The organism is Pseudophaeobacter sp. C1-32P7, from assembly GCF_041008775.1.
GTDB lineage: Bacteria > Pseudomonadota > Alphaproteobacteria > Rhodobacterales > Rhodobacteraceae > Phycobacter > Phycobacter gallaeciensis_A.
The window spans coordinates 59805-76545 of sequence record NZ_JAXGFR010000010.1 but is presented as its reverse complement, the minus strand read 5'-3'; the positions used below and the strand labels follow the sequence as shown (position 1 = coordinate 76545).

At 62.6% G+C, this 16741-nt stretch carries 14 protein-coding genes; 10 read left to right on the top strand and 4 right to left on the bottom strand.

From position 1 onward, the window contains the following. Positions 1 to 18: 18 nt before the first annotated feature. Together SM763_RS15140 and SM763_RS15135 are read right to left on the bottom strand one after the other, a co-directional pair. Positions 19 to 750 (bottom strand): NUDIX hydrolase, encoded by a 732-nt coding sequence (locus SM763_RS15140; RefSeq protein WP_274866647.1) that lies wholly within the window; start codon positions 748 to 750, stop codon positions 19 to 21. Between the two features lie 28 nt (positions 751 to 778). After that, positions 779 to 1183 (bottom strand): DUF983 domain-containing protein, encoded by a 405-nt coding sequence (locus SM763_RS15135; RefSeq protein ID WP_065271119.1) that lies wholly within the window; start codon positions 1181 to 1183, stop codon positions 779 to 781. A gap of 196 nt (positions 1184 to 1379) precedes the next feature. Here SM763_RS15135 and SM763_RS15130 point away from each other — a divergent pair, with 196 nt between their 5' ends. The 4 genes from SM763_RS15130 to SM763_RS15115 all read left to right on the top strand — a co-directional run bounded on the left by SM763_RS15130 (position 1380) and on the right by SM763_RS15115 (position 3462). Beyond that, positions 1380 to 1874 (top strand): EF-hand domain-containing protein, encoded by a 495-nt coding sequence (locus SM763_RS15130; RefSeq protein ID WP_274832809.1) that lies wholly within the window; start codon positions 1380 to 1382, stop codon positions 1872 to 1874. 67 nt (positions 1875 to 1941) lie between these two features. After that, positions 1942 to 2514, top strand: a complete 573-nt coding sequence (locus SM763_RS15125; RefSeq protein WP_490363288.1) for an RNA polymerase sigma factor — start codon at positions 1942 to 1944, stop codon at positions 2512 to 2514. Beyond that, positions 2507 to 2911: a hypothetical protein gene (locus tag SM763_RS15120; protein ID WP_368999038.1), complete on the top strand. Its 405-nt coding sequence runs from the start codon at positions 2507 to 2509 to the stop codon at positions 2909 to 2911. Before SM763_RS15125 ends, SM763_RS15120 begins: the two co-directional genes overlap by 8 nt. Beyond that, complete coding sequence (locus tag SM763_RS15115) at positions 2908 to 3462, top strand: periplasmic heavy metal sensor (RefSeq protein ID WP_368999037.1); 555 nt, start codon at positions 2908 to 2910, stop codon at positions 3460 to 3462. The genes SM763_RS15120 and SM763_RS15115 overlap by 4 nt, the downstream gene beginning before the upstream one ends. A gap of 54 nt (positions 3463 to 3516) precedes the next feature. Here the strand turns inward: SM763_RS15115 and SM763_RS15110 are convergent, their stop codons facing one another. Continuing rightward, on the bottom strand, positions 3517 to 4917 hold the full coding sequence (locus SM763_RS15110; RefSeq protein WP_368948622.1) for a diguanylate cyclase: 1401 nt from the start codon (positions 4915 to 4917) through the stop codon (positions 3517 to 3519). 114 nt (positions 4918 to 5031) lie between these two features. Here SM763_RS15110 and SM763_RS15105 point away from each other — a divergent pair, with 114 nt between their 5' ends. From SM763_RS15105 to SM763_RS15090, 4 genes are all read left to right on the top strand, one after another. Beyond that, positions 5032 to 5316, top strand: a complete 285-nt coding sequence (locus SM763_RS15105; RefSeq protein WP_368999036.1) for a DUF3572 domain-containing protein — start codon at positions 5032 to 5034, stop codon at positions 5314 to 5316. Between the two features lie 39 nt (positions 5317 to 5355). After that, a complete protein-coding gene (locus SM763_RS15100; RefSeq protein ID WP_368999035.1) occupies positions 5356 to 6066 on the top strand; it encodes an HAD family hydrolase in 711 nt (236 codons plus the stop codon). 214 nt (positions 6067 to 6280) lie between these two features. Continuing rightward, positions 6281 to 7840, top strand: a complete 1560-nt coding sequence (locus SM763_RS15095; RefSeq protein ID WP_368999034.1) for a trimethylamine methyltransferase family protein — start codon at positions 6281 to 6283, stop codon at positions 7838 to 7840. A gap of 434 nt (positions 7841 to 8274) precedes the next feature. Continuing rightward, positions 8275 to 10158 (top strand): methyl-accepting chemotaxis protein, encoded by a 1884-nt coding sequence (locus tag SM763_RS15090; protein WP_368999033.1) that lies wholly within the window; start codon positions 8275 to 8277, stop codon positions 10156 to 10158. Between the two features lie 177 nt (positions 10159 to 10335). Here SM763_RS15090 and SM763_RS15085 read toward each other — a convergent pair whose 3' ends face one another. After that, the gene (locus SM763_RS15085; protein ID WP_368999032.1) at positions 10336 to 12552 is read right to left on the bottom strand and encodes an NADP-dependent isocitrate dehydrogenase; all 2217 of its coding nucleotides are present in this window, start codon (positions 12550 to 12552) and stop codon (positions 10336 to 10338) included. A gap of 399 nt (positions 12553 to 12951) precedes the next feature. On the opposite strand from SM763_RS15085, the gene SM763_RS15080 reads away from it, so the two are divergent. Further along, positions 12952 to 14112, top strand: coding sequence for a metallophosphoesterase family protein (locus SM763_RS15080; RefSeq protein ID WP_368999031.1), 1161 nt, complete (start codon positions 12952 to 12954; stop codon positions 14110 to 14112). Next, positions 14109 to 16736: an AAA family ATPase gene (locus SM763_RS15075; protein WP_368999030.1), complete on the top strand. Its 2628-nt coding sequence runs from the start codon at positions 14109 to 14111 to the stop codon at positions 16734 to 16736. Before SM763_RS15080 ends, SM763_RS15075 begins: the two co-directional genes overlap by 4 nt. Positions 16737 to 16741 lie beyond the last annotated feature (5 nt).

The window sequence follows — 16741 nt, the reverse complement described above, 5'->3', positions numbered from 1 at the left end:
GCAAAGGGCCGCTCCGTATTAGGAGCTTTCCGGCATCGGATAGCCCTTCAGCCGCAGGAACAGGCTGGTTTCATCATCGTTGCGGAAATAGGGCACGCTGTCCGGCGGGTTGGTATCGCGGATGCGGCCGGTCACCTCGGCCAGAACCACCTCGGTGATAAAGGGTAGATCAAAGGTGCGCACCTCGCTGAGCGGGATCCACTGCAGATGCGACAGCTCGTCCGAGGCCTGTGAGAAATCATCGAGATCGCCGACAATGGCATCGGCATCGATCAGAAAGAACCGCGCATCAAACCGGCGGGGGCGGCCCGGCGGCGTCAGTGCCCGGAACACGAATTGCAATGCCCGCGCCGAAGGCAGATGGCCGCTTTGCGCAAAGGCCTGCCAATCTTCGGGAATCGGATCGCTCCAGTCCCCCGGCGTACCCAGCAAGAGCCCGGTTTCCTCCCACAGCTCGCGGATCGCGGCAATGGCCAGTGCGTGGTGCAGATCGTGCGGCGCCTGTTCGGACAGGCGGTCGCGGCAGACTGCGGGCAGAGGATCGGCCAGCGGTACGGAACTGTCGGCCAGATCCACCGCGCCGCCGGGAAAGACGAACTTGTTCGGCATGAAGGCAGCCTTGGCGCCACGCTGGCCCATCAGGACCTGCGGGTCATCGGCCATCCGATCACGTACGGCGATCACCGTCGCCGCGTTGCGGATTGCCGTTTTGTCCTGACTTGTTACGCCCTGAACCTCTGCGCTGCTCATCTGCCTCTCCCCTTTGTTTCCAAAGGGTTCAGGTTCTGTCTTCGAACCCGTGCATCCGCCGCGCCCATTGATAGGCGACGACAACCCCCTTCAGTCTGGGGAGAAGATACAGCGACGAAGCCAGACAGCCAATCGAGAAAACTGTGAACGTTACGAGAGGTGCCGGCCGCCAGGCGAAATAAACCACATGCAACAGCGGAGCCATCAGATGGCCCACCACCAGAATGGTCAGATAGGCGGGGCCGTCATCGGCGCGGTGGCCGGACAGATCGAGGCCGCAGTTGCTGCAGCTGTCGTTCACCTTGAGGTAGGAATGCAGCAGTTTGCCTTTGCCGCACTCGGGGCATTTCTGGCGCCAGCCTTTCAGCAGGGCAGGCATCGTCTCGCGTTCGGTATCGGTGTCGGGGGCCATCACGGCTTGGGACTCAGTCATGAAATATCCTGTGTTGCAAACGCATGTTTGCGCGCTTCTTGCCCGAGGGAAAGGGGGGCGCACAAGGTCTGCGGCTGGATGCCGCAAAAATAGCAGGCAAAAGTAAATCACATTTTTGCGACGGAAAGATCGGGCTGCGGCGTTTCTTCTATGCATCGGGCAGCACAGGGCTGCCACCAATCAAAGGGAAGATGACATGAAACATACGCAGTTCATCGCCGCTATCGTTGCAGTTGCCGGCCTGGCCGGAGCTACGGCTGCTCTTGCTCAATCGGGTCCCGGCCATCACGGCCCTAAAGTGTCGTTCGAGGAACTGGATGCCGATGGCAATGGCGCGGTGTCGCCCGAGGAAATGACCGCCCACCGCGCGGCCCGTTTCGCGCAGGTTGATGCGAATGGTGACGGCAAACTGTCGGTCGAGGAAATGCAGGCCGAAGGTGCGCGGCGCGCAGCCCAGCGTGCGGCGCGGATGATGGAACGGTTCGACAGCGATGGCGATGGCGCGCTCAGTCAGGATGAGTTGCCTGATCACTCCAAGCGTGGTGATATGTTCTCTCGGATGGACAAGGACGGCAATGGCGCTGTGTCAAAGGAAGAGTTTGACCAGGCCCGGATGAACCGTGGTGGTATGCATCATGGCGGCAAGGGCGGCAAGAATTGCGGTCAGAAACAGGGCATGGGGCAGAACTGATCCTTCAGGCGTGCTGCAAAGAACGGATACGTCAGCGGGCAGGGCTTCCTTGGAAGGCCTGCCCAAGGTGAGCGCGTCGCCGGATGACGAGGTGCTGCTGGAGCTCTTTGCCCAGGGCGACCAGCGCGCGGCAGCCCTGCTGACCGAGCGGCTTGGCCCCCGTGCATTCGGGGTGGCCATGCGGGTTCTGGGCAACCGGGCCGAAGCAGAGGATGTGACACAGGAGGCGATGATGCGCCTGTGGCGGATCGCTCCGGAGTGGCGGCGCGGAGAGGCGAAGATCTCGACCTGGCTCTACCGGGTGGTGATGAACCTTTGCATCGATCTGAAACGTCGCCAGCGCGGCGGGTATCTGGACCTGGATGCGGTCCCCGACCCGCCAGATCCGGCGCAAAGCGCGCCAGAGGTCATGCAGGACGGGGCCCGCCATGATGCGCTGCAGGCGGCTCTGATGCAATTGCCCGAGCGGCAGCGTCAGGCAGTGATCCTGCGCCATCTGGAAGAGCTGGCAAATCCGGAGATCGCCGGAATTATGGATATTAGCGTTGAGGCGGTCGAAAGTTTGACCGCCCGGGGCAAGAGGGCGCTGGCGGCACTGCTTGCCGGGCGCCGGGAAGAGTTGGGGTATCACGATGGCTGACACCGAAAAAGATATCGACCTGCTGGAGGCGCTGTTCGAAGAGGCGCGGCGGGACCAGCCGACATTGCCGGATGACCTGAGCGCGCGCATTCTTGCGGATGCAGCGGATGTTCAGGCCCGGCAGGCGGCGGCTTTGGCCGTGCCTCCCGCGCAAAACCCGGCCGCGACATTTGTCGAATCCGCAATCGGGATGTGGCGCCAGTTTCGCGCTGCGGTTGGCGGATGGCCGGCCATGGGTGGCATGGCGGCCGCCTGCGCTGTCGGGCTGTGGATCGGACTGGCGCCGCCGTCTTTCCTACCGGACCCGGCCGAGTTCACGCAGCTGTCCGTGGATACGACAGCCCTGCCATACGATAGTTACGACCTGGCCGTGATGCTGGGTGAGGAGACAGAATGAGCACTGACGGACAAACCCCGGCCTCTTCGAATACAGCGCGTCCCGGCTCCTCTGGCGGCGGAGCGGATGAACCCCGGACTGGAATGCGGCTTTGGCTGAAGGTGCTTCTGGCCGTGTCTCTGGCGACCAACCTTGCGGTGGCAGGGCTCGCGATCGGGGCGTTCATGCGCTGGCATGACGGATCGCATCCGGGCAAGCGTCCACCCTCGGTCGGGTCGATGATATTTCGCGATCTGGACCGGGAGACCCGGACAGAACTGCACCGTCGCGCCGAAGGGGATCATGGCAGCTATGGGGCCCGCCGCCGCGCCGAGGGCGAGGCAGTCATCGCGATCTTGCGGGGGGTTCCCTTTGATGCCCGGCAGTTGGCCAGGGTCCTGGAGCAGCAGGCCGACAACCGGCGGGCCTTTCAGATCTCGGTGCAGCAGGCCTGGATCGCCCAGGTGGAGGCCATGACTGCAGATGAACGCGCCCGCTATGCCGAGCGGATGCGGGAGATGCTGCGCCGACATGCGGAATGGCACAAGGCGCATAGGTCCGGGAAACCCTGATATTGCTGCGCAACGTAGGCAGTGCCGGAAACTAATAGCAGCGGTGAGGAGCGCTCAGGCGACTGCTGTGTCGGGCCGTGACAGGGTGACCTGGTTGCGGCCTGAGTTCTTGGCGCCATAGAGCGCCTGATCTGCCTTGGCGATCAGAGAGGTGACATTTGTCATCTCCTTCTCAGAACCATCGCCAATGACCGCGCCGATGCTGATCGTCACCGCGATCGGTTCATCAATTTCTGGCACATCAAAGGGAGTGCTGTTGATCGCGTTGCACAGGGCAACGGCGGCCTCGCTCGCTTCCTGTTCATTGGCGCCGGGCAGGACAATCATGAATTCCTCGCCGCCAACCCGCGCCAGCAGGTCCACCGGGCGCAGGTGGCTTTGCAGCCGGCGGGAGGCTTCGATCAGCACCGCGTCGCCGGCTGGGTGGCCATAGCGATCGTTGATCTGCTTGAAGTGATCGAGATCTGCCAGCATCAGGGCGAATTTATCGCCGCTTTCGGCGGCGCTGCGTGCGGTGCGGTCCAGAAACGGTTTGGCATAGCGGCGGTTGAAGAGCCCGGTCATTGGATCTTCGACAGCGGCGCGCAGCCCGTTGCGGACGCTGTCGCGCAGCAGGTCGTGGCGGTGCTTGTATTGCAGCTGCGTGCCAAGACGCAGCGCCAGTTCCTCGACGTTGAACCCGTTTTGCAGCACATCATGGGCGCCGCGGTCCAATGCTTCGGCCGCGATATGCGCATCGGCTGGGTTGGGCACCGCGATGACCACGGACTGACGGGTGGTGGCCCGGGCCCTCAGATCGGCCAGAAGCCGCAGACCGACGCCCGACGACATTTCGTTCAGCTCGATAATGAAAACATCGGCGACGGGATCGCTCATCAACGGCTGGATGTCACCGATCTGATGGGTGCGGATGTCATGCGGCACGTGGTGGGACAGGCGGTCTTGCCAGTCCCGCGCGGTCTGGATATCCTCGGCTACCAGCGCCACCGTTGCCTTGATGTTGTGGGGGGCGCGACTGCGGTCGGTCAGGGGCAGGACAAAGCCATGCGAGGCATCGCGCTGGAGGTTCAGTTCTTCATTGGCGCTGCGGGTGCGGAGTAGGCTGCGGATCCGGGCCTGCAGGATCACATCGTCCAGCGGCTGCGGCAGAACGTCGTCGATCCCCGCCGAAAGCGCCTCAAGCCGCCGCATGGGGTTATCCGTGCGGCTGACGGCGATCACCGGCACATCCGCCAAGCTGTCGTCGCGGGTCAGTTCCCGTTTCACATCTGCGGCGCTGCCATCGGGCAGGGAGTTGGCGGTCAGAACCAGATCGGGGCGGCAGCCACGGGCAATTTCCAGCACACCGGAGACCTGTGTCGCCAGCACGACATCATAATAGGCGGCAGCAAGCTGCACCTTCATCATGATGCGGTTGGTTGATACACCGTCTATGACCAGAATGGTTCCCTGCACGCGCAATCCTTTCGAGGCATGCGTTTCGATGACTAGAAGTTTTCACCTCTGCTGGTTAATAAACCCTTTCATATTTTCATTAAAATGGCCGCAAAGTGTCAGGAAGGTGCCGACATGCAGTTTTCCGCCGATCAAGCTGAAACCATTGCCTTGCAGGCCCTTGCCTGGCTGTCCGGAAATGACGAATTATTTCCGGTGTTTATGGGCGCAACCGGGGCCAGCCAGGATGATTTGCGCAGCCGCGCCACCGATCCGGAATTTTTGGGCTCGGTGCTCGATTTCTTAACGATGGACGATTCCTGGGTTGTGGAATTCTGTGACAGCCTGGGCCTCAGCTATGAGACGCCAATGCACGCGCGGATGGCGCTTCCGGGTGGTGCGCAGGTTCACTGGACCTGATATGCAGTGCTCTGACCCTATTGTGATCAGGACCTTGTGATGCCGGTAGATGCTTTTCTGTTCGATAAGGACGGAACCCTTTTTGATTTTGCTGCCACCTGGAACAGCTGGGCGGCCAGGGTGCTGAAAAGCCTCGCGCGCGGGGATGTGGCCCTCGCGGGCGTCATGGCCGATACGCTGCGGTTTGATCTGGAGCGGGAGTGTTTCCATCCGGACAGTTTCGTGATCGCCGGCACCAACGGTGAGGTGGCGGCGGCCCTGGCGCCCCATGTGCCGCACATGAGCGAGGCCGAGTTGGAGCGGTTTCTGGCCGAAGGCGCAGCCAATGCGGCGCTAGCCGAGGCCGTGCCGCTTGCCGATTTCCTGGACGGGCTGCTGGCGCGGGGCAAGGTGCTGGGGGTGATGACCAATGATGCCGAAGTGTCGGCGCTGAGCCAGCTTGAGCGGGCAGGGGTTCTGGACCGCTTCACCTTTGTCGCCGGGTTCGACAGCGGCCATGGCGCCAAACCGGATGCCGCGCCGCTTCTGGCCTTCTGCAAGGCCTGTGGCGTCGCCCCAGAACGGACCGCGATGGTTGGCGACAGCTTGCATGACCTGCAGGCGGGGGCGGCGGCGGGCATGCGCCGTCTTGGGGTGCTCACCGGAATGGCCAGCCATCAAGATCTGGCGCCTCACGCCGATGCGGTCTTGCCGGACATTGGCTATATTCCCGAATGGCTCGACCGCGCGGGCCAGCCAGCGGCGCAATAACCTGAGATCCTGACGTGACGTTGCTGTGCGGATCTGTCCGCGCAGCCAAAAATTTGGGCTGAACTGTTCACTTGTGTCCAGAAAATGCCTCCATGCACCCCGGGGAGTGAAAAAACGACAGCGGATGTCGTGAACGGAAAGGTTGCAAGCCTCGTTCTCGGGCCAGTTGAACGGCGCAAGAAAACACAGACGCTTCAACAGGACGGAGGTCATCATGGCACGAGCAACAGCGGGACGCAGGCGCGGCGGCGGCAGAGCAGGCGCGGCGGCCCGGCGCGGAGACGCGGCACTGGCGCAGATGCCCTGGTCGATTCCGGTGAACATTGACCGTCCCATTGAACCGCTTAGCCCGGAAGGCGTTGAAGCCATCCACGATGGCGCCATGCGCATCCTCGAAGAGATCGGTATCGTCTTCCTCAACCCCGAGGCGCTGGAGATTTTCAAAGAAGCAGGCTGCCGTGTAGAAGGCGACCTGGTGCGGATGGACCGCGAGTTCGTGATGGAGATGGTGGGCAAGGCGCCGGACAGCTTTGACATCACCCCGCGCAATCCAGAGCGCAGGATCCCGATTGGCGGCAATCATATCCTGTTCGGTAATGTTTCCTCCCCGCCCAACTACTGGGATATGGAGCTGAACAAGAAAGTCGCGGGCACGCAGGAGCAGTGCCGGAACCTTCTGAAGCTGACGCAGTATTTCAACTGCATCCATTTCGCCGGTGGATATCCGGTGGAGCCCGTGGATATCCATGCCTCTGTGCGCCACCTTGATGTGCTTTATGACAAGCTGACGCTGACCGACAAGGTGATGCACGCTTACTCGCTGGGCAAGGAGCGGGTTGAGGACGTGATGGAAATGGTGCGGATCGCCGGGGGGCTGAGCCATGAAGAGTTCGAGTCCCGCCCGCATATGTACACCAACATCAACTCGACCTCGCCGCTGAAGCATGACTTCCCGATGATCGACGGCTGTCTGCGGTTGGTCCGCAAGGGGCAGGCGGTGGTTGTGACGCCCTTTACCCTGGCCGGGGCGATGGCGCCTGTCACCATGTCGGGTGCAGTGGCGCAATCGCTGGCGGAATCGCTTTGTGCCATTGCGTTGTTCCAATATGTGCGGCCCGGCACCCCCTGTGCGATTGGCACCTTCACGTCAAATGTGGACATGAAATCAGGGGCACCGGCCTTTGGCACGCCGGAATACATGCGCGCCACCCAGATGACCGGCCAGATGGCGCGTTACTATGGTCTGCCGATGCGCTCTTCTGGGGTGTGCGCGGCCAACGTGCCGGATGGGCAGGCCATGTGGGAGACCTCGAATTCCCTCTGGGCGGCGGTTCAGTCGGGCACCAATATGGTCTATCACGCCGCTGGCTGGCTGGAGGGCGGGCTGATCGCCAGCCCGGAAAAGTTCATCATGGATTGCGAGGTGCTGCAGCAGATCCAGCGCTACTTGCAGCCGCAGATCTGCGCCACCGGCCCCGAGGAGATTGCTCTGGATGCCATCCGTGAGGTCGGTAACGACGGGCACTTCTTTGGCCTGAAACACACCCAGGACCGCTATACGGATGCATTCTATCAACCGTTCCTCAGCGACTGGCGCAACTATGAAGCCTGGGAGGCGGCAGGTGCAGTCTGGACGCCGGAGCGGGCGCATAAGATCTATAAGGACATTTTGGCCGATTTCGAGGCACCGCCGATGGACGAAGCGATCCGCGAAGAGCTGGGCGATTTCGTGGCCCGTCGCAAGGCCGAAGGCGGCGCACCCACAGATTTCTAATCAAAATCGGCGACAGGGAGTCATAAGGGAAACGCCAAGCGCGGGGTCAAAATGACCCGTGGCCCTCTGATTCCCTGTCATTTTGTCCAAATGGCCAGAAAGTTTGCATGCGCAGATTTTCTGATTGCTGCTGTCTGCCCGGATTGTGAGCCGCGGGTCTGACGCAGAGCAGGGCGGTCGCAGTTTTGATGACCGCGATAGCTTGTGTTTTCCTTGCAGTGTTCGTGGTTTACGCAGACTCTCTTGGCAGAGTCCCGTGTCGGAATAGTGAAAACCTGGGATGGTTTTCCGGCTGGTTTCCTGAGGTATTTGGCCGAATTTCGTGCGCTTTCAGGGCCGTGTTGGCTAAAACCACCGACGTTAATCTAAGAGAAAATTAGGGAAGCATCTCTAACCTTGCATGTAAATGAGCGTCACTAAAGGACCAGTCTACTATGCCTACGTTTCTATACCGATTGCCGGCCCGTATCTATGCGCTGGCAGGATTGGGGGTTGCTCTTGCCGCCGCTTTGACCTTTGTGCTCCTGACCCGCGCTGTCGACAATGCCTACGAGATGCGGGAAAAAGAACTCGACAGCCTGACCGATGCCATGGTCAGCGTGCTGGCCGGACTGGAGGCGCAGGTTCAAGCAGGTTCCCTGACCCCGGAAGAGGCCCAGGAACGCGGGATCGCCGCGGTTGAGACGCCGCGCTTTGGCACGGCGGGATATTTCTTTGCGCTGAACCGGCAGAACTACATGGTCGCCCATCCGGTCGCCAAGCAGCTGATCGGCAAGGATCAGACCATGTTCGAAGACGTCAATGGCGTCCTTGTGTTTCAGGAATTCCAGAAGATCGCGGATTCGACGGGCCACGGCCCACTCATTTTCCACTTCAACAAGCCTGACTCGGACATCCCTGAGGCAAAGATGGGCTATGTGAAGCTGTTTGAGCCCTGGGGCTGGATCGTTGGCACTGGCGCCTATGTGGCCGATATCGAGGCGGATGTTGCTGCCATGCGCAATTCTGCCCTGATCGCGCTGGTGATCGGACTGGCAGCCATGGGGGTTGCAGCCTTCTTCCTGGCGCGCAGCGTGATCAAGCCGGTTGAACGGATCAAAGACCGTATGCAGTCCATGGCCGAGGGGGACACCAGTGCCGAGATTCCTGGATTGGCGAGCCACAGCGAGATCGGCGATATGGCGCGCACGCTGGACGTGTTCCGTACCTCTCTGATCCGCCAGAAAGAACTGGAAGCAGAACAGAAAGAGCGCGACCAGGCTCAGGCTCAGGTGGTGCAGACTTTGACCAGCCGCCTGTCGGTTCTCGCGAATGGCGATCTGACCGTGCGTATCGACAGCGCCTTCCCGGAGGATTACGAGCAGCTGCGTATTGACTTCAACCGGACGGTCGAAAATCTCAGCGATACCGTGTCGAAAGTGGTGGAATCCGCGTCCAGTATTCGCAACGGCGCGGCTGAGATCAGCCAATCTTCGGATGATCTATCGCATCGCACCGAAAGTCAGGCCGCAACGCTCGAAGAAACTGCTGCTGCGCTGGATGAACTGACCGCATCGGTCAAATCCGCTGCCGACGGTGCACGTAGCGTGGAAAACATCATGGATGAGGCCAAGCAGGAAGCCGAAAACAGCGGCGTCGTGGTGCAAAGCGCGGTTTCGGCGATGACCGAGATCGAGCAATCCTCGACCCATATCGCCCAGATCATCAGTGTCATCGACGACATCGCCTTCCAGACCAACCTGCTCGCGCTGAACGCCGGCGTCGAAGCTGCCCGCGCAGGCGAAGCAGGCCGTGGTTTTGCCGTGGTTGCCTCCGAAGTGCGCGCCCTGGCGCAGCGGTCCTCGGATGCGGCGATGGAGATCAAGACCCTGATCGGCGACAGCTCGAAACAGGTGGAACGTGGCGTGGATCTTGTCGGCAAGGCCGGGGAGGCGCTGCAGAATATTGTGCAACGGGTCAACCACATCTCGAAACTGGTGACCGATATCGCCGAGGGCGCGGCCGAGCAATCGACCGGTCTGGGGGAAATCAACACCGGTGTGGTGCAGCTGGATCAGGTGACCCAGCAGAACGCCGCCATGGTGGAAGAGGCCACCGCTGCGGGGCACATGCTGAACAGCGACGCCACCAAGCTGGCCGAACTGGTCGCACACTTCAAGATCACGGGCGGCAGCAATATCACCGCAATGCCGCAGCCTTCGGCGCCCATCGCACCGACGGCTCATGGCGAAGATGATTGGGATCTGGACGAAATTACTCCGACCCCCGTCGCCGCAACTGATGGAAACGCCGCCATCGACAAGTGGCAGGACTTCTAAGGGATCGCGATCCCTGTCTCTGAGCGGGAGATCCGTGCCTTTATAAACTGGTTTTCCCGCTCACGTGGCGCGCGAGGCTCAGAACAATGACTAAAGAAAACGCCCGGCAGGATCTGCCGGGCGTTCTTGTATTGCTGTGCCTTTGAGCGGGGACGGACGCCCCCGCTGTCCCGGCCCTTAGCCGATGATCGCGTTCAGCGTTGCGCTGGGGCGCATCACGGCTGCTTTTTTTGCCGCATCGGGGTGATAGTAGCCGCCGATGTCCGCCGGGTTGCCCTGGGCAGCAGCGAATTCAGCCAAGATCTGCTCTTCCTTGGAAGCCAGAGCTTCGGCGATCGGCTTGAACTCGGCTGCCAGATCCGCATCCTCGGTCTGCGCGGCCAGGGCTTCGGCCCAGTAGCGTGCGAACCAGTAGTGGCTGTCGCGGTTGTCCGGCTCACCCACTTTGCGCGAAGGCGACTTGTTGTTGTCCAGAATGCCCTGGGTCGCCACTTCGGCTGCGCTGCCCAGGACGCCGGCTTTGGCGTTGCCTTTGGCATCGGCAAGGAAGTTCAGCGACTCGCCCAATGCGCAGAATTCACCCATCGAATCCCAGCGCAGGTGGCTTTCTTCGACCAGCTGCTGCACGTGTTTCGGAGCCGAACCACCGGCGCCGGTTTCGAACAACCCGCCGCCGTTCATAAGCTTCACGATCGACAGCATCTTGGCCGAGGTGCCCAGTTCCAGGATCGGGAACAGGTCGGTCAGGTAGTCGCGCAGCACGTTGCCGGTGATGGCGATGCTGTCCTTGCCCGCAGTGATGGTGTCCAGCGACTGACGGGTCGCTTCGCGCGGCGCCATGATCATGAACTTGTCGGCCACGCCAGCGGCTTCGAGCGCCGGTTTGACGTATTTGATCAGCTCGGCGTCATGGGCGCGGTTTGCGTCCAGCCAGAAGATCGCTTCGGAGCCGGTCAGGCGCTGACGGTCCATCGCCAGTTGGATCCAGTTCTCGATCGGTGCCTTGTTGACGGTGCATGCGCGCCAGATGTCACCGGCCTCCACGTCGTGGCTGTGCAGGGTTTCGCCATTGGCCAGCACGATGCGGATGGTGCCGTCTGCCGGGGCTTCAAAGGTAGTGGGGTGGCTGCCGTATTCTTCGGCTTTCTGCGCCATCAGGCCGACGTTGGCGACGGAACCTGCCTTGGTCACGTCGAGCGCACCGTTTTCTTTGAAGTAGTTGATCGTCTCATCATAGACGGTCGCATAGCAGTTGTCGGGGATCACGCAGTTGGTATCGCCCTTGTTGCCTGCTTCGTCCCAGCCTTTGCCGCCAGCACGGATGACCGCGGGCATGGAGGCGTCGATGATCACATCCGACGGCACGTGCAGGTTGGTGATGCCCTTGTCGCTGTCGACCATGTACATGGAAGGACGGTCGAGCGCTGCGATCTCGGATTTGATCTCAGCCGCGTTGGGCAGCGTCTCGATGGCGGACAGAACGGCGCCCAGACCCGAGTTCGGCGAACCACCGGCAGCCGCGATCGCCGCGCCGTGTTTGTCCCACACCGGCCCGAGCCAGGCCTTGACGGCATGGCCAAAGATGATCGGGTCCGAGACCTTCATCATGGTCGCTTTCATGTGCAGCGAGAACATGGTGCCGTCGGCCTTGGTGTCCTCAATGGCATCGGCCAGGAAAGAGGACAGCGCCTTGGCTGACATGAAGGTTGCGTCGGTCACGGTGCCTTCGCCCAGCGACCAGCCGTCTTTCAGCACGGTGACAGAGCCGTCCTTGGCGACGAACTCGATCTTCGCGTCACCGGCCTGTGCGGCGGTGATGGTGGCGGACTTTTCGTTCGCGTAGAAATCGTTGCCCGGCATCGAGGAGACTTTGGTCTTGCTGTCTGCCGACCATGTGCCCATCGAATGCGGGTTGTTCTGGGCGTAGTTCTTCACCGCCTTAGCCGAACGACGGTCCGAGTTGCCTTCACGCAGGACCGGGTTCACGGCAGAGCCTTTGAGGGTATCGTAACGCGCACGGATCGCCTTTTCGGCGTCACTCTGCGGGTCTTCGGGGTAGTTCGGGATGTCATAGCCCTGCGCCTGCAGTTCGGCGATGGCAGCGGTCAGCTGCGGCACCGAAGCAGAGATGTTCGGCAGCTTGATGACATTGGCGTCGGGGGTTTTGACCAGCTCACCGAGGGCCGCCAGATCGTCGCTCTGGCGCTGCTCTTCGCTCAGACCTTCGGGGAAGGTCGCGATGATGCGGCCGGCCAGCGAGATATCCTTGGTTCCGACAGAGACACCGGCAGCCGAGGCGAACTTGCGGATGATCGGCAGGAAGGACGCCGAGGCCAGCTCGGGCGCTTCGTCTACGATGGTATACAAAATGTCGGGGTTTGAATTTTCTGTCATATTCCACAACCTTTCAGCGATATCGGAAGCTTTGTTGACTTTGGGCGGCGGCGCTTCACCTCCCGGGTTTTGGTGATGTCCCGGGCGCGTTGCCGTACATATCGCCCCCCGTGTAAAACACGCGGCGCCGGGGCGCAATTGCCTGCTTGGATTTTCAAGGGCGCAGTTTGACGCGGGGTCGCGAATTCCCGCGGATATTGGGTTGAAACGCCCGAATGCGAGGCATTTTTCCAGTGTTCGGACGCCGGTCTGCACCAATCGTAGTTTGGAGATTGTCGTTGGCCTGCCTTAGAATCGCGGACCTGGCCGTGCAGGCGGCGGGGCTGCAAAGCCGCGTTGACCCTGTCGGTCGGCTCTGCCACCTATGACAGTGAACACTGCCCCGGTCCGGAGACCTCAATGCCGTCCATTCGTTTCCTGCACACCTCTGATTTGCACTTAGGCAAACGGTTCGGGCGGTTCACAGAGGAAACGCGGATGGCATTGCTGCAGGCGCGGCAGGAGATTTTGGCCCGGCTGGCAAAGCTGGCGCAGGCACATGACGCCACGCATGTGCTGATTGCCGGAGACATGTTCGACACCGAAACACCATCGGATCGGGTGCAGCGGCAGGCCCTTGCGGCCATGGCGGCGGCGCCGAAGCTGCAATGGTGGATCATCCCGGGCAACCACGACAGCGGCGCGGCAGAACCGCTATGGGCGTCGCTGCGCAGCCATTTGCCGAAAAATGTGCATCTCTTGATGACCGCCGAACCGGTGCAGATGGCGCCCGGGGTCACGTTGCTGCCCGCGCCCTGTAGCCATCGGTTTCCGGGGCAGGACCTGACCGCCTGGATGGACGAATGCGACACCGGGGATCAGGCGCTGCGGATCGGGCTGGCCCATGGCGGTGTGCTGGAATTTGGCAGCAGTGCGGCAGGCGGCGGCGACAGCGCCGAGACGATCTCGCCCCAGCGGGCGCAGGCGGCGCGGCTGGATTATCTGGCGCTTGGCGACTGGCATGGCCGGTTCGAGGTTAATCCGCGCACGCAGTACAGCGGCAGCCCCGAACCGGACCGGTTCAAACACGCTGGGCGTGGCCAGTGCCTGCTGGTCGAGCTTGCAGGTGCTGGGCAAGCGCCGCTGGTGCAGCCCATTGAAACCGGTCAGTACCATTGGCAGGAGGTGGCGCTGGACCTGACGCCTGAAACAGATCCAGAGGCGGCGATCACGGGCCTGTTGCCGCCGGAGCGGGCCGACTGGCGGTATCATCTCATGTTGATGCGAGCGTCGGGCTGGGTGACGCCGCCGCAGCGACTGGCGCTGGAACAGGCGGTGGCGCGCTATGCGCCGGAGTTCTGCCACCTGGAGCTGGATCTGTCCGCAGTGGGCACCGAACATCAGGCCGGGGATCTGGATCTTATCGCCCGGGGCGGCGCGCTGCGGGTTGCCGCGCAAGAGTTGATGCAGGCCGCCGAGGATCCGGCCATTGCCGAACAGGACCGCAAGGTGGCCAGCGCAGCGCTCAATCGGCTTTTTGCCTATACGCAGGATGATGGTGACGGGGGAGAGCGCGCATGAAACTCTGCTCCATCCGGCTGGAGAACCTGCGCCGTTTTACCGATCCGGTGGAAATCACCGGTATCGGGCCGGGGCTGAACGTCTTGGCAGCCCCGAACGAACAAGGCAAATCCACTATCTTTGATGCGCTTCACGCGCTGTTTTTCAAGGACGCTAAGGCCTGGGACAAGGAGATCCGCGGGCTGGTGCCGCACGCAGGCGGTGATCCCCGGGTCGAGGTCGAGGTGGACCACGAAGGCGCTCGCTATCGCATCGCCAAGCAGTTCTTCAAGACCTCTGGAAAAGGCGAGGTGCGGATCTGGCGCGAGGGGACGCTGCTGCATCAGGCCGACGCGGCAGAGGCCTGGCTGAAGGCGCTGATCAAACCGCCCAAGGAGGATGGCCCGTCGGGACTGTTGTGGGTGCGGCAGGGGGTGACCTCGTTCGAGGATGCCAAGGAAACGCTGTCTGCGCGGCGGGACCTTTTGTCTTCGGTCGCGGGTGAAGTGGAGATGGTGACCGGCGGCCAGCGCATGGATGCGATCCGGCGGCAGGTGCGCGAGGCGCTGGATCAACTGGTGACCACGCGTGGGGCCCGCAAAGGCGGTGCGCTCGATCTGGCCGAACGCGCCGTTGCCGATCTGGTGCAGCGCCGGGATCAGCTAAGCGCGCAGGTGCAGGAGCTGCGACAGCTTCTGGATCAGCGGCGGGCTCTTCAGGTCGAGCAGGCGGCGCTGAATGACCCGGAGGAACGCGCAGAACTACAGGCGCGGCTTGAGGCGGCAGAGGCTGCGATGGAGGCCGCCAACCGGCATCAGGAGCAGCTGGCGCAGGCCTCCCACGCGGTGCAGCTGGCGGAAACCGTGCTGGAAAACCATCAGCGCAAGATCGCGGAGCTGACCGCGCGGCTGGAGGAGGCGAGCGCGGCGAAGGTAGCCGTGGCCGAGACATCAGAGGCCGCAGCGCGTGCGCACGTCACGTTCGATGCGCAAGAAGAGAAAAAGCGGCATCTGACCGAGGCGGCCACACAGGCCCGCGCGGGCGCGAAAAAGGCGCGGGCCGCTCTGGACGCGGTGCAGCTGGCGATTTCAGTGGCGCAGGCAGAGGGGTTGCGCCGCGATCTCAGCGACCGGCTGAAACAGGCGCGGGCGCAAGCCGAACAGATCGACAGTCTGGCCAAGGCCGCCGCATGCGGACCTGATGAAGCGGTGTTGCGCCGGATCGAGGCTGCGCGCGAGGCGCATAATCTGGCCCGGCGGGCGCAGGAGGCAACCGCGACTGCGGTGACCGTGCACTACCAGGCGGGTCAGGAGGGCGGCATCCACTTGGAAGGCGCCGGAGTTCCGGACGGGAAGCGGTTGCCGCTTCCGGGCGGCGGGCGGCTGGTTGTACCGGGCGTGGCAGAGATCGACATTCACCCCGGTCAGGCTGGTGGCGCCGAGGCGCTGGAACAGGCACAGGCCGCGCTGACGCAGCTCTTGGAGCAGGCCGGTTGCACCAGTGTCGAGGAGGCCCGCACGCAGCACAAGGCACGGCAGGAGGCGCAACAGCAGCGGCAGGAGGCGCAGACCCTGTTGAAGGTACTCGCCCCGGATGGGATCAAGGCGCTGATCGACCAGCTGGAGGAGCTTCCACAGGCACCGGGGGCAGGCGCGCAGGACGAAAGCACGACTCCCTTGCCGGACCGGGCAGAGGCCGAAGCTGCCTTCCGCGCCGCCGAGCAGGAAGCCGAGGCGGCGGAAAACGCGCTAGATGCCATTCGCAGCGCGGCAGCAGACTCCCGTCTGGCGATGGAGAACGCGTCGGCACGCGCAGATGCAGCGGTGCAGCGGCTGGACCGCGCTCTTGCTGTCATCGAGGGGCAGGAACAGGCGGCAGAGGCGCTGCAGCGCCTGTCGGAAGACCTGCCCGCCCTGCAGCAGAACCTGTCACAGGCCAAGGCCACCGAAACCGCCCTGCGCCAGACCGCACCGGACCCGGCGCAGACCCGTGCCATTCTGCAGCGGGCACAATCGGCGCAGGAGGCTGCACGCCAGCGGGCGCAGGAGGTGGCGCGGGATCTGGCGGTGCTGGGAACTCGGATCGCCACCCATGCCAGCGCCGCAGTCGAAGAGGAGCTTGCCGACACCGAGGGGCAATTGGACTGGGCACAGAAGCGTCTTGCGGCGGTTGAATTTGAAGTTGCGGTGCTGCGCCGACTTGATGCGGCGCTGGAACGCGCAAGATCCGAGGCGCAGGAGCACTATGTCGGGCCGGTGATGGCGGAATTGCGCCCCCTGTTGCGGATGCTCTGGCCCGAAGCGGAACTGTCGGTGGATGCCGGTAAGGTGCTGCCCGAAGAATTGCAGCGCGGCGGTGAGACGGCAGCCTTTGACAGCCTGTCGGGCGGCACGCAGGAGCAGATCGCCCTGCTGGTGCGCCTGGCCTTTGCCCGGCTGCTGGCGCGTTCAGGCCATCCGGCGCCGGTCATTCTGGACGATGCGATCGTCTATACCGATGATGCGCGGATCGAGAAGATCTTTGATGCGCTGACCTTGCAGGCGGATGAATTGCAGATCCTAGTGTTTTCCTGCCGCCAGAAAGCCTTTCGCGGGCTCGGGGGCACGCCACTGACGATCCGGCCCGTGGAACCGGGCAGCCAATAGCAACC